This window comes from Bacillus cereus group sp. N24 (assembly GCF_016483345.1).
Classification (GTDB): domain Bacteria; phylum Bacillota; class Bacilli; order Bacillales; family Bacillaceae_G; genus Bacillus_A; species Bacillus_A toyonensis.
Genome location: NZ_JAEHCA010000011.1, coordinates 1 through 13,666, shown reverse-complemented (window position 1 = coordinate 13,666; position 13,666 = coordinate 1). Strand labels below are relative to the sequence as shown.

Below are 13,666 nucleotides of genomic sequence, written 5' to 3'. Positions count from 1 at the left end.
CTCACTAGTTACAGTTTCTATTATGACGTATAAGAATAAACAAGGAACATGCTCTTTTTATCGAATAGTAGCAACATGATTATTACAAACATTCTTTCGTCCCACTGAGTAGTAATCTATCCCTTGCTTTCTAGCATCCTCATTAGTATAACAATTTCTCCCATCAAATAGAATAGCCTTCCCCATAAGTTGTACATACTTTTCTAATGGATATGTTCGAATAGATTCCCATTCCGTTACGATAAAAACTGCACTCGCACCTCTAATCGATTCATCTATACATTCAGCATATTGTATCGTCTTCCCAAATATTTGTTGTATATGCTGAATTGCTTTCGGATCGTATACAACTACATCCGCACCTATATTAATCAATTCTTGTATAATAATAAGAGATGGCGCTTCTCTAATATCGTCTGTATTCGGTTTAAATGCCGCTCCAAGAACTGCAACCCGTTTCTTATTCATATTTATTACTTTTTTCGCTTTTTCAACTAATAAAAACTGCTGCTTATTATTCACTTCAATGACCGCTTTTAACAAACGAAAATCATGAGAAACGTTTCCTGCCATTTGTACAAGTGCTTTCGTATCTTTCGGAAAACACGATCCCCCATATCCAATGCCTGCCTGTAAAAAATGGGTACCAATTCTCTTATCCATCCCCATTCCTTTTGCTACATCTAATACATTTGCTCCTACCTTCTCACATATATTCGAAATTTCATTAATAAAGCTAATTTTTGTAGCCAAGAATGCATTAGACGCGTATTTAATCATCTCTGCGCTCTTAATATCTGTAATATACGTTTGTAAGCATAATGAACTGTACAAATCCTCTACTTTCTGTGCAACTTTCTCATCATCCGCTCCAATTACAATACGATCACCATGAAAGAAATCATAAATACCGGAACCTTCTCGTAAAAACTCTGGATTCGATACGATATATAATGTATGCCTCCCTTGTAACTTCGCCTCAATCCATCCCTGCATCGCTTCATTTGTACCTACAGGAACCGTACTTTTCGTAACAACAATAATATCGTTATTCACGTACGTCCCAATATCCTCACACGCATGCTTAATATACGTTAAATCAGCTCTCCCATTTGCTAATGATGGTGTTCCAACCGCAATAAATATAAATTCAGCATTGTTAAAAGCTTTTAATTTACTTGTTGTAAAAGTTAACTTTGCACACTTATACGCATCATGTATTAATTCATGTAAGCCACATTCATAAATAGGTAAATCCCCTTGTTTTATCCGTTCAATTTTTTCATAATCTATATCAAAACATGTGACCGAATGTCCCAGTTTTGCCAAACCTACTCCTGTAATTAATCCAACATATCCAGTACCAATTATCGTAATTTTCATTTCCCCTTCGCACAGGAATATACAATAGAAAATATACGAATACATAGAATTCCCCTGTGCTTCCTCCTCTCATATTAAAAATGAGAAAACATTTTACTTCTCTATTATATGAATTACCTTTTCCATACTTTTTTAAGTTTTTGTAAAATTACATAAGAGAATATAAATTACCATATTTTAACACGAGACTTACTCATTTCTACGTGTAACACTTATAATACTGAAATAAAAATACTCACTATAGGAGAGGTGCGAAAATGGTCTATTATAAATACCAACAAACGCAACCTTCTTAAATGAGCTAATATTCCATATACGATTGTCATATCTTCTATTCACTTCCACTTACTACAAAAAGAAAAAAAGATTGAATTCTAATCTTTTTGTGATACCATATGTTATGAGCCTGCAAATAAACATCATAATTTTCAGATAAATAAACTAAAAAATTATGTTAGACTATAAAAAGGTGGGGTATTAATGGACTCACAAGTGATTTATGCCATTTTGGCATCTTTCATCACTGTACTCGTCGTTACTCCTTTAGTTATTAAATTAGCTTTTAAAATAGGAGCAACAGATAAGCCAAATGCGCGTAAAGTACACCAAAAGATTATGCCTCGTCTTGGCGGATTAGCAATATTTATCGGTGTAGCTGTAGGATTTGTTGTTGGCGGGTTATATGAACAAAGAATGTTATCGATAACATTAGGTGCGATTATCATTGTAATCATCGGGATTTTAGATGATATGTACGAACTATCTGCGAAGGTAAAATTCGGTGGACAACTATTAGTTGCAGCTATGATTGTAAAAAGTGGATTATTAGTGCAAGTATTATATATTCCAATCCTCGGGGATACTGAACTTGGATGGCTTGCTTATCCAATTACAGTGTTTTGGATTGTAGGTATTACAAATGCAATCAACTTAATTGACGGATTAGATGGATTGTCCGCTGGAATTTCATCTATCGTACTTGCAACGCTGGCATATATGGCCTTCACTAGCCCATGGGGTACTGGAACAGCTATCATTTTGCCTCTAGCACTAATTGCACTTGCAAGTACACTTGGATTTTTATTCTATAACTTCCATCCAGCAAAAATTTTCATGGGAGATACAGGAGCACTATTTTTAGGATACTGTATTTCTGTCATATCGTTACTTGGATTATACAAAAGTGTAACGTTATTCAGTTTCATCGTTCCAGTTATCATTTTAGGTGTACCTGTATTTGATACGGCATTCGCAATTATCCGCCGTATCGTAAATAAAAAACCTATTTCAGCACCAGATAAATCGCATTTACATCACCGTTTGCTTGCAATGGGATTCTCTCATCGTAAAACGGTACTAATTATATACGCATTCGGTATCTTCTTTAGTGTAAATGCCATTATTTTCACTAGTGCAACATTATGGTTATCCATTATTCTTCTTTTCATTTTAATCTTCTTCACAGAAATCATTGCTGAAATAATCGGCCTTGTACACGAACGTTACAAACCAATTATTTCCTTCTATAAAAAAATGAAAAAACGCGAAGACTAATTGTAGTATAGCCTTTACAATTATGAAATATTCAAATAGCATCCTCTTTCTTTGAAGAGGATGCTATTTTTTATTTTTTTACTCCTTATTTGACATTTCCAAAATATAGATTGTTTGAGAGTCCCTTTATTGGAGAAAGATATACATAATAAAAAAAGTATCAAATTTTATTTTTTACATCTTGATTGTCAAACTGAGGGTGAATGTTATGATCAAGCGAGTATTTCAATGTATCATTTTATTTTTCACAATTACTATATACACGTCATCTAATCCTGAAGCAACTACAATTATTCCTGCTGAACATCATCCAAATGCTGAAACGACCTCTCCTACACAAAAGATTGCGTACTTAACATTTGATGACGGACCAAACAAATATACGATGCAAATTTTAAACATTTTAAAAGAAAAGAATGGAAAAGCAACCTTCTTTGTTATTGGTGGAAAAGTACCGCATTACCAAAAGACGATGCAGCGATTAATTAAAGACGGACATTATATTGGACTTCATAGTATGTCACACGATGTAAAACGCCTTTATACTGGCGATCCTTCCACTTTAATTACAGAAATGGAACAAACTCAAAACATTGTCCAGCAAGTTACAAAATTAAATACACACCTCGTCCGCGTTCCATACGGTAGCATGCCTTACTTAAAAAAGAATTATCGTGATGCTCTTGTATCAGCTCGATATAAAATGTGGGATTGGACAATTGATACATATGATTGGAAAAGTTATGACAATCCTTCTGCCATACTAGAAAGAGTACGTAATCAAAGTGATGAACAAGTCGAAGTTATTTTAATGCACGATTCAAGTGTCACTGTACAAATACTGCCAAAAGTAATCGATTATTTACAGTCACAAGGATACAAACTTCTTCCTTATAATCCCTCTTTCCATCTCGAAGTTAATTTTTGGAAAGACACAAGATTGTAACAGCTTTAGTGCCTATATGCTAAAGCTGTTTTATTTTTCTCTTCCCACCCTTCTCATTTTTGTGTAAAATTTTAAATAGTGATGAAGTTTCGAGGTGAATAGAAATGAAACGAATAGATCTCATTTTTAACGCAATACAAGAAGGAAATTATACAGAAGGTATAACCGCATTAGAACTCGCTACCCTTCTACAACTAGATCGTGCCAATGTAAGTAGCGACTTAAACAAACTTGTAAAAGATAAACGTTTATTAAAAACAAATACGCGCCCTGTTCGTTTTTATATAGAAACGAACACTTCGTTGGAAACGCATTCAAAAGACGTGACTTCACTAGATACATTTGCAATTGAAAATACGAGCCTTAAAATCGCAATTGAAAAGGCGAAAGCTTCTATTCTCTATCCTCCAAACGGTATGCATACTTTACTGCTAGGAGAAACAGGAGTCGGAAAATCTATGTTTGCTTCTTTAATGCACGAATATGCAATTGAAGTTGAACAGCTTCCAAAAAAGGCACCATTTATCGTCTTTAACTGTGCTGATTATGCAAACAATCCACAGCTACTACTAGGACAGTTATTTGGGATCAAAAAAGGAGCTTACACAGGTGCGAATGATCAAAAAGGGTTAATTGAAAAAGCACATGAAGGAATTCTTTTCTTAGATGAAGTACACCGCCTTCCTCCAGAAGGACAGGAAATGCTCTTTACTTTTATTGACCGCGGAGTATATCGCCGCCTAGGAGAAACAGAAAACGAGCGTAAAGCACAAGTATTAATCATTACTGCAACAACAGAAGAACCAAATTCATTTTTATTAAAAACATTTACAAGACGTATACCGATGACTGTCACGCTTCCACCACTTCGTGAGCGTACACATAAAGAACGCTTTGCTTTACTACAACTATTTTTCACAAATGAAGCAATTCGGCTAAGGAAAGAAATTCACGTTAGCCCGAACGCAATGCGTGCTTTCGTCTTTTACAATTGTCCCAATAACATCGGTCAATTAAAAACAGATGTACAAATCGCTTGTGCGAAAGCTTATTCTGATTTTGTAACAAAGAAACGTGATTCTGTCTATGTTTCAAGTACAGATTTACCTTGGTATATGAAAGAAGGGCTATTTATTGAAAGAAAGAGCCGTCACCTATACCAAATACCAAATGAAACATTTGTATTTACGGGAGATGAAGGTTGGAGTCAACATAAAGCAGAAGATGAAAAACGGTCTTCTATTTACGACTATATTGATTATAAATATGAAGAACTTCAAGCACGCGGTATTGAAGAGGAAGAATTAGAATTACTAATAGAAAATGATATTCAAAGCTTTTTCGTACAATATTTTAACCAAATGTCCAAAAAGACAAGTCATGAAAATGTTTTTAAAATTGTTGATCGTAACATCGTTTCCGTATGTGAAAAAATTGCGGAGCTCGCTGAAAAACATTTATCTAAGACGTTTGATGAAAAAGTCTTTCTCGCATTAAGTTTACATGTACAGACAACTCTACAACGTTTACAAAGCGGGAAGCAAATTCATCACCCACAATTGAATCAAATTCGTACGAAATATAAAGAAGCTTTTTCCGTAGCTATGCAATGCATTCAACTACTGGAAGAAGAATTACAAATAACAATGCCCATGGATGAAGCTGGCTTCTTAACAATGTTCTTCGTTGTTGATCCAATTCCTTCTTCTCAAACAGAAGTAAAAGTATTAATATTAGCGCACGGTAATGGCATCGCAACAGAAATGGCAAACGTTGCAAACGAACTCCTCGGTATTGATGAAGTGACCGGTATTGATATGCCGCTACATGAATCACCGAAAGATTTTTTAGAACGGGTTAAAGTGTATATGAAAACACTTCAAAATGTAAACGGGCTTCTCTTACTTGTTGATATGGGGTCTCTTGCCTATATCGGTGATATATTAGAAACTGAATTCAAAATTCCTGTACGTGTCCTTTCCATGACAAGTACTCCACACGCACTAGAAGCAGCTCGAAAAGCTCAGCTCGGCTATTCATTAGATGCACTATATGAAACAGTAAAGAACTTAACGCCGTTCTATTTAAACGTACAAGAAGAAAAGAAAAAGCCACTATCACCAATGAAGTCTGTTATTTTAACAGCTTGTTTAACTGGTGAAGGAAGTGCCTTAGCTATTCAAAAAATGTTAGAGAACTATTTACGATTTGATAAAGACTTAATTGAAATTATTCCAATTAGTATCGTCCATGAAAAAGATTTAACGAAAATGATTGAGAACATAAAAAAAGAGCGTAATATCATTTGTATCGTCACAAATTTCGATGTGCAAGTTCCATGTTTAACATATCATTTCCAAGATATTGTGAACTACACAGCGATTCAGCCAATTCAAGAATTAATTACGTATGAAGAAACATATGCGAAAATGGCCGATATTCTTGAACAACAAATGCAGCGTAACGACGGGGCATTACTAATTAAAACAATTCGTTACGCACTAAATACAATTCAAGAATTAATTTCCTTGCAGCTAACTCCTGATAGCTTAATGGGTGTTATTCTGCATATGAGCTGTATGGTTGATCGTCTTCAAAAAGGAGAAAAACTTCTTCCTCACCCTGATAAAGAAAAAAGAAGACAAGATGAGTACTGGATGTATATGAAAGTGAAAAAAGCATTACAACCAATTGAAAATACATTTGAAATACAAATACCAGATGATGAAGTATTTTATATCATGGACTTCTTTATTAAAAATCAGCCTGTTAAAAGTTAAACAAGTAACCTTTAGCGACACTCCTTCGAATAAAGTGAAGGCTTTTACGGGCAGTTAATGCAGGATAAATTTATATCGACGATTTTCAAAATATATGAATGTATCGTCAATACACATCATCCTATCTAATTCGAAAAGGCTGTTCCAATTTTTTGGAACAGCCTTTTCATTTACTTCTTTACCTTTCTAATCCGCCCTCTTATTTCTCCTTTTTTATGTGATTTCGTATGAACATTTACATATACATTAGCTTGAATAATTTCTTGGAGAAAATGAACAAGGGATTTTCCTTGTAAAGGCCCTTCGAATTCCTCCACATTTACAGCACCAGTAATGCTTCCCTCATTCAAACTAATCCCTTGCTCTAGCGGACCGTATAAATAGAAAACAACGGGACCAATTTGACTGGACTTCCCTAAATGAATTTGACACGACGTGACCTTTTCTATATTTTTTAATATTACCCTGTAATGCAACTTCGTTAAATCATCACTAAAAATAAACTCTGCTACCCCAAAAGCTTCTGTATTTACAGGAGGCAATTCCCTCTTCCCTGTTAACCTAGCAAAAAAGTGTGTTGTCATAGGGCATTCTCCTTATATCAATTTCCCAGCACTTCTTTTACTACTTTATGGTTTACACATAATCATTTATGACTTTTTCAACTTTTAATTACGAAGAAAAGATTCACAAAATCTTTACATAAGAATCATTTCTTTTGCTTTACCACCTCTTGTATAATGCACATAGAAAAAACTTTCTAGGAGGTTACTTTGAAAAATAACAACTACTCTTTTCGATTATTAGTCGAGATTTTTCTCGTCTCATTTAAATTAGGACTTACTTCATTCGGCGGTCCTGTCGCTCATCTTGGTTATTTTCATCATGAATACGTGCAAAAAAGAAAATGGATGGATGAAAAAAGTTACGGAGACTTAGTAGCACTGTGTCAATTCCTTCCTGGTCCCGCTAGTAGTCAAGTCGGTATGGGCGTTGGATTATTAAGGGGCGGGCTATTAGGAGCAATTATCTCTTGGATTGGTTTCACCCTTCCCTCTGTTCTCGTTTTAGTCTTTTTTGCTTCATTCCTTAATCAATTCGAAATTGGAAGTACAGGATGGATTCATGGACTCAAACTTGTAGCAGTCGCAATTGTCGCTCATGCAATATGGGGAATGGCTCAAAAGCTAACCCCGGACCGAAACCGTGCAACAATCGCCATTGTAACTGCCGCGATTGCCTTGTTATGGCCAAGTAGCTGGACACAAATCATTCTCATTTTACTTTCAGGGCTGATCGGCTGGCTTTTATATAAAACTCCTCAAAACGCCCAAGTCTATAAAATACAAATTTCTATTTCAAAAACGATGGCTAGTTCTTGTCTCATTTTATTTTTCGGACTATTACTATTGCTACCAATACTGCGACCGCTCTCTCCTCATATCGCATTATTTGATAGCTTTTACCGTTCTGGTTCTCTCGTATTTGGCGGAGGGCACGTCGTACTCCCTCTTCTTGAAAGTGAGTTTGTACAGAACGGGCTGATGACAAAAGAACAATTTTTAGCTGGATACGGATTAACACAAGCGGTGCCAGGACCTCTCTTTACATTTGCTTCTTATATAGGGGCAGTGCTAAACGGAACCACTGGAGCAGTAATCGCAACAATCGCTATCTTCCTTCCTGCCTTTTTGCTCGTTATTGGTGTTTTACCATTTTGGGACAGTGTAAGAAAGGTACCCGCTATACAAGGCGCATTACTCGGTGTTAACGCCGCAGTTGTCGGTATTTTAATTGCCGCTTTTTACGATCCAATTTGGACGAGTACAATTATGAATGCTTCAGATTTTGTCTTTGCATCTCTTCTTTTTGGCTTACTAACTTTTTGGAAAACACCGCCTTGGATTATCGTTATACTTGGGGCTTTTGGTGGATATGTTATATCTATTTTATAAATATAAAAAACGACGGCCACTTAGCCGTCGTTTTCCTATTAAAACTTCACAAGCTCTATTCCTTCAGGTAACTCACTCTCCGTTAAAATACGCAATTCTTTCACACGATCCATTACGTAAGAAGAACGTTTCACAAGCTCTGGATCAATATACGCTGGATGTACCATAATTTCTATCGTTTGTTTATCCTTCACTCTTCCTTTTAACTTGGAAAAGTAATCTTCCGTCACACCATCCGCGTAAAAATCGCTATAAAACACATCAGAAAATGGGCGCACTGCTCTATCTTCCTCACAACGACGAATCGGAACGTTATATTTACTTGCTAACATCTCAAGAACATCGTGTAAAACCTTTAATCCATGCACATGATGATGACTATCTAAATGAGTTGGTGTTAATCCGTAAGATAAAAATTTCTCAATTTGAGCAGTCCATTCTCTCTCAACTTCTTCAGGATTTATATTCCCTTCCCTTACAACACGTTGTTTATGGAACTCCCCATCTTTCCCTACAAGGGATGGTACATCCTTTAAAAGTGGTTCTCCTGCCGTTAATACGAGATGCACTCCTACTCCTAACGTTTTATAATCTTTCGCTAAGCGTACGGCATGCTCTGTTCCTGGCATATTCATCATCATTGTCGTTGAGTTTACAAGTCCATTTATATGTCCATCAATAATACCGTAATTTGTACCTTCTGTAAGACCGAAATCATCTGCATTTACAATCAACTTAATCATCATAATACCTCCTAATAGAATAAAAAAAGCGGGCTAAATAGCGCCGCTTTTTACTTCTCTACCTTTTTAAAGAACTGTGGAAGATATTCTTTATGTGCTTCCAACATTTCATCTAAAATTTGTTTTGCAACTTTATCTGACGGTACAAGTGGATTAATTGTCATAGCAAGCAGCGCCTTATGATAATCCCCTGTAACAGCAGCTTCAATTGTTGTGCGCTCAAATGATTTAATTTGCTGTACTAAACCGCGAACTGGTACTGGAAGATCTCCGACCGCAATTGGTTTTGGACCTTCTTTCGTAATAATACAGTTCACTTCAACAGCGGAATCATGTGGTAAACTTGCAATTGTTCCGTTGTTTCTTGTATTAACAGGCTGGATATCACCTTTATTATTGTAAATAGACGTAATTAAGCTACATGCTGCATCACTGTAATAAGCTCCGCCACGTTTTTCTAATTGTGGTGGCTTAATATCTAAATTCGGGTCTTTATATAACTCGAATAAATCATCTTCTAATTGTTTTACTACTTCTGCACGTGTACCTTTTTCAATTGAAGCTTCTTTCTCTTCTTCTAACATTTCACGTGTTTTGTAGTAATAACGATGATATGGACATGGAATTGCGCGAAGACCGCGAATAAAGTCTGGCTCCCAATTAAGAGCAGCGATATTTTCCATCGTAATTTGCTTTTCTGGATCTGTTACAAGCTCTAACACTCGATCCATTACACTTACGCCATCTAAGTATACGTCTAATCCGTATACCATATGGTTTAAACCTGCGAAATCAACATGTACACGACTTGCATCTACTTCAAGTAATCTCGCAAGACCCATGCGAATTCCGATTGGAACGTTACATAGACCAACTACTCTTTGAACATTTGTATAGCGAAGGACAGCTTCTGTTACCATACCAGCTGGGTTAGCAAAGTTAATTAACCATGCATTTGGACAAAGTTCCTCCATATCTTTACAAATATCTAAAATAACAGGAATCGTTCTCAGCGCTTTAAATAAACCACCAGGACCATTCGTTTCCTGACCGATTACATCATATTTTAACGGAATTGCTTCATCTTTTGCACGTGCTTCTAATAAACCGACGCGAAGCTGTGTTGTTACGAAGTCAGCACCTTTTAATGCCTCGCGGCGATCAAGTGTTAAATGCACTTCGATTGGTAAACCTGATTTTTTCACCATGCGTTTCGCTAAGTTACCAACGATTTCTAACTTTTCTTTTCCTGCCTCAATATCTACTAACCAAATTTCACGAACAGGAAGCTCATCATAACGTTTAATAAATCCCTCAATTAACTCTGGTGTATAACTAGATCCACCGCCGATTGTAGCAATTTTAATTCCAGTCATGCTTTATTCCCCTTTCGCTTCTAACTTTTTATAAAGGTCAATAAATTCTGCTGCTAATTCTTTTACTGTAATTGCATTCATTAAATGATCTTGTGCGTGAATTAAAAGAACACTAATCTCTGTTTTTTCTCCTCTTGCTTCTGATTGTATGAGCTCTGTTTGGAAATGATGCGCTTCATTAATCGCTTCTTTCGCCTTTACCATCGCTTCATCAGCCTCTGCCATTTTCCCCTGTTTGGCAAATTGAAGTGCTTCCATTGCAAAGCTTCGTGCATTACCACTATTTAAAATTAATTGGAATGGAATTTGTTCTGCTGTAGTCATCATAATTACCGCCCTCTCTATTATGGTTCAACCGATTTAAATACCCCTTCAGTTTGAACATTTCTATTAAATTATTATTTTATTAATGATAGTTTGGTGTTCTTGTAGATGGGTCTCATCTTTCTGAACATGATATAAAGGTAATTGTTCTGACGAGCTATACAAACTCGTCAGAACAACACTTTTTAAAGTGATACTGAATTGTCGTTTCCTTTTGTTTCAGCTTTCGCAGCTTGTACATACGTACGGTCACACATTAATACGAATGGATAGTAAATAACTACCGCGATTGCAAAGTTTACAAGCTGTAGTACAGCACCAGCAATACTTCCGCCCGCTACAAGATAACCACTAAAGATTGGTGGCATTGTCCATGGAACTAAAGCAACTGTTTTTGGTACCCATCCTAAAGAAATTGCTGTATAAGAAGTAATTACTAATACAACTGGTGTAAGTACGAATGGAATGATTAACGCTGGGTTTAGTACAATTGGTGTACCGAAAATAACTGGTTCGTTAATATTGAAGAAACCAGGACCGATAGATACACGGCCTACACCACGAAGTTGCGCACTTTTTGCAACAAGCATTACCGCTACTAAGAATGCTAATGTTGCACCTGATCCACCGATGTATACGTATACATCAAAGAATGGCTTTGTGAAAATGTGCGGTACATCATATGCAGACATACCATCGTTAAATAATTTAATGTTCTTTTCTAGTGCTGGTAAATAGATTGGGTCGATAATACCACCGATAATATTAGGACCATGTAATCCGAAGAACCATAATACGTGAATAAGTAATGCGATAATAATTGCACTTGGTAACGTACCTGCTAAACCTTGTAATGGTAATTGAATTGTTTCAAATACGATTTTATGAATACTTGTTCCCGCTAATTTCACAGCTAATTGAATACTTGCTGTTGCGATTAAAATAACGAATGCTGGAACTAATGCTGCGAATGATTTCATTACTGCTGGTGGAACACCATCTGGCATCTTAATTGTAATATCCCTTTGAACAAAGAACCTGAATACCTCCGTTACAAGAAGAGCTACAATGATAGAAACGAATAAACCTTGTGATCCTGTCCAAGCTAAATCAATACCGCCTTCTTTTGGCGTTGTCGGAGATATAATAATTAATGCACCGAATGTAATAATTGCTGCTGACAACGCATCTACACCGTAAGATTTCGCTAAATTATAACTTATCCCAACTGCGGCTATGAGAGCTAATATTGCAAAGGACCCTGTCCACATACCACCGCCGATATCTTTCCAAACATCCCCAAATGCACCCTTCATAAGTTTTTGGAATGCATCAACTGGTAGATTATTTATAAGTACTGCAAACGATCCAACTAAAATAAGAGGCATAACTGCGATAAAACCATCACGGATTGCAACTAAATGACGCTGTGATCCGATTCTTCCTGCGACTGGAACTAAATATTTCTCCATAAATGCAATAAATTTTTGCATTTCGCTTCCCCCCTAATTATTTTTTAAGTGTTAGTGCGTGATCTAAAACTGCTTCTCCATTCATCATGCCGTAGTGCATTGGATTAATAACATCAATTCCAACGTTCTTCTCATCAGCAAGCGTTTTCATTGAAGAGAGCATGTAACGAACTTGTGGTCCTAATAATAGTACATCTGCTTGATCGATATTGTTTTTTACTGCATCCCCAGATACAGCCCAAATCTTTCCTTCTAAACCGCGAGCTTTTGCAGCCGCTTCCATTTTTGTAACTAGTAAACTTGTAGACATCCCTGCTGAGCAACATAATAAAATATTCATTTGAAAATCCCCCTTGTGTAGTGTAAAAAGTTTATGTTATTTATTTTTCTTTACGATATTTATTAATGCAATTATCGTGCCAACTTTTTAAAACCACTAAAATCAGCGCTTTTTCGAGCATTTTCTTTGTGTGTTAACGCTTTCAATTAGTGTGTCCCCCAAAAAAACACACAGTGTGTTATAAAACAACACACTTTTAACACATAACTGTATGAAAATAGATTAGTGTTTAGTTGTCTAGTTGTATTTAAAATAAAAAAACACTAAAAAAATTTTTCAGCTTGAAAATCCAGTAAAAAAATAAACCTCTCTTGAACACACTCTTCTATCTATTGTCCAAGCAAACTCTACTAAATTACATAGAATAAAATAAAATAACACAATTCGAAAGGGGATTCCTATGCCAAAACATAGAAAACAAAGTAAAATAAAGATTTATAGAATAACAAGCTATAAAAAAGACGAGCGCTCTGAATTAGACTCTGACAAATTTGAACTAGAACAGCAGGAAATAGAAAATAAGCAGGACAAGCACGACAAACATGAAAAACAAGACAAACAAGACAAACAAGACAAACAGGACAAACAGGACAAACAGGACAAACAGGACAAACAGGACAAACAAGATAAACCAGGTAAACCAGGTAAACCAGGTAAACCAGATAAGCACGACAAACAGGACAAACAGGACAAACAGGACAAACAGGACAAACAGGACAAACTGGACAAACAGGACCAACAGGCCCAACTGCACAACGACGACCACAAGGCCCACGCGGACAAAGAGGAGAGC

At 36.0% G+C, this 13,666-nt stretch carries 11 protein-coding genes and 1 pseudogene; 5 read left to right on the top strand and 7 right to left on the bottom strand.

The genetic code is table 11. From position 1 onward, the window contains the following. Nucleotides 1-57 precede the first annotated feature (57 nt). A complete protein-coding gene (locus JDS95_RS16745; protein ID WP_000287624.1) occupies nt 58-1,428 on the bottom strand; it encodes a UDP-glucose dehydrogenase family protein in 1,371 nt (456 codons plus the stop codon). A 435-nt stretch (nt 1,429-1,863) separates the two neighbouring features. Between JDS95_RS16745 and JDS95_RS16740 the strand changes: the two genes are divergently transcribed. The 3 genes from JDS95_RS16740 to JDS95_RS16730 all read left to right on the top strand — a co-directional run bounded on the left by JDS95_RS16740 (nt 1,864) and on the right by JDS95_RS16730 (nt 6,663). Beyond that, complete coding sequence (locus JDS95_RS16740) at nt 1,864-2,937, top strand: glycosyltransferase family 4 protein (protein ID WP_000378305.1); 1,074 nt, start codon at nt 1,864-1,866, stop codon at nt 2,935-2,937. Nucleotides 2,938-3,145: 208 nt separating this feature from the next. After that, a complete protein-coding gene (locus tag JDS95_RS16735) occupies nt 3,146-3,883 on the top strand; it encodes a polysaccharide deacetylase family protein (RefSeq protein WP_000597143.1) in 738 nt (245 codons plus the stop codon). Between the two features lie 104 nt (nt 3,884-3,987). Beyond that, nucleotides 3,988-6,663: a sigma-54-dependent transcriptional regulator gene (locus JDS95_RS16730; RefSeq protein ID WP_000820946.1), complete on the top strand. Its 2,676-nt coding sequence runs from the start codon at nt 3,988-3,990 to the stop codon at nt 6,661-6,663. Nucleotides 6,664-6,833: 170 nt separating this feature from the next. Here the strand turns inward: JDS95_RS16730 and exsM are convergent, their stop codons facing one another. Beyond that, nucleotides 6,834-7,247: an exosporium regulatory protein ExsM gene (gene exsM, locus JDS95_RS16725; protein ID WP_000207041.1), complete on the bottom strand. Its 414-nt coding sequence runs from the start codon at nt 7,245-7,247 to the stop codon at nt 6,834-6,836. A 189-nt stretch (nt 7,248-7,436) separates the two neighbouring features. On the opposite strand from exsM, the gene JDS95_RS16720 reads away from it, so the two are divergent. Next, nucleotides 7,437-8,618: a chromate transporter gene (locus JDS95_RS16720; protein ID WP_000794690.1), complete on the top strand. Its 1,182-nt coding sequence runs from the start codon at nt 7,437-7,439 to the stop codon at nt 8,616-8,618. Nucleotides 8,619-8,656: 38 nt separating this feature from the next. Here JDS95_RS16720 and chbG read toward each other — a convergent pair whose 3' ends face one another. The 5 genes from chbG to JDS95_RS16695 form a co-directional block, all read right to left on the bottom strand. Continuing rightward, complete coding sequence (gene chbG / locus JDS95_RS16715) at nt 8,657-9,361, bottom strand: chitin disaccharide deacetylase (RefSeq protein WP_000593460.1); 705 nt, start codon at nt 9,359-9,361, stop codon at nt 8,657-8,659. Nucleotides 9,362-9,411: 50 nt separating this feature from the next. Then, the gene (gene celF / locus JDS95_RS16710) at nt 9,412-10,737 is read right to left on the bottom strand and encodes a 6-phospho-beta-glucosidase (protein WP_000145770.1); all 1,326 of its coding nucleotides are present in this window, start codon (nt 10,735-10,737) and stop codon (nt 9,412-9,414) included. 3 nt (nt 10,738-10,740) lie between these two features. Beyond that, a complete protein-coding gene (locus JDS95_RS16705; RefSeq protein ID WP_000989050.1) occupies nt 10,741-11,064 on the bottom strand; it encodes a PTS lactose/cellobiose transporter subunit IIA in 324 nt (107 codons plus the stop codon). Nucleotides 11,065-11,246: 182 nt separating this feature from the next. Continuing rightward, entirely contained in the window at nt 11,247-12,554 is a 1,308-nt protein-coding gene (gene celB, locus JDS95_RS16700) for a PTS cellobiose transporter subunit IIC (protein WP_001168852.1), read from the bottom strand. A 16-nt stretch (nt 12,555-12,570) separates the two neighbouring features. Then, nucleotides 12,571-12,873 (bottom strand): PTS sugar transporter subunit IIB, encoded by a 303-nt coding sequence (locus JDS95_RS16695; RefSeq protein WP_001023563.1) that lies wholly within the window; start codon nt 12,871-12,873, stop codon nt 12,571-12,573. Between the two features lie 400 nt (nt 12,874-13,273). Here JDS95_RS16695 and JDS95_RS16690 point away from each other — a divergent pair. Next, nucleotides 13,274-13,666: pseudogene (locus JDS95_RS16690) on the top strand (polyamine aminopropyltransferase); the annotation flags it as partial.

Excerpts from the sequence above, each read along its gene's own strand:
- JDS95_RS16740 (WP_000378305.1), top strand. The coding sequence starts at position 1,864 with ATGGACTCACAAGTGATTTATGCCATTTTGGCATCTTTCATCACTGTA.
- celF (WP_000145770.1), bottom strand. The coding sequence starts at position 10,737 with ATGACTGGAATTAAAATTGCTACAATCGGCGGTGGATCTAGTTATACA.
- exsM (WP_000207041.1), bottom strand. The coding sequence starts at position 7,247 with ATGACAACACACTTTTTTGCTAGGTTAACAGGGAAGAGGGAATTGCCT.
- JDS95_RS16730 (WP_000820946.1), top strand. The coding sequence starts at position 3,988 with ATGAAACGAATAGATCTCATTTTTAACGCAATACAAGAAGGAAATTAT.
- celB (WP_001168852.1), bottom strand. The coding sequence starts at position 12,554 with ATGCAAAAATTTATTGCATTTATGGAGAAATATTTAGTTCCAGTCGCA.
- JDS95_RS16735 (WP_000597143.1), top strand. The coding sequence starts at position 3,146 with ATGATCAAGCGAGTATTTCAATGTATCATTTTATTTTTCACAATTACT.
- JDS95_RS16745 (WP_000287624.1), bottom strand. The coding sequence starts at position 1,428 with ATGTATTCGTATATTTTCTATTGTATATTCCTGTGCGAAGGGGAAATG.
- JDS95_RS16695 (WP_001023563.1), bottom strand. The coding sequence starts at position 12,873 with ATGAATATTTTATTATGTTGCTCAGCAGGGATGTCTACAAGTTTACTA.
- chbG (WP_000593460.1), bottom strand. The coding sequence starts at position 9,361 with ATGATTAAGTTGATTGTAAATGCAGATGATTTCGGTCTTACAGAAGGT.
- JDS95_RS16705 (WP_000989050.1), bottom strand. The coding sequence starts at position 11,064 with ATGATGACTACAGCAGAACAAATTCCATTCCAATTAATTTTAAATAGT.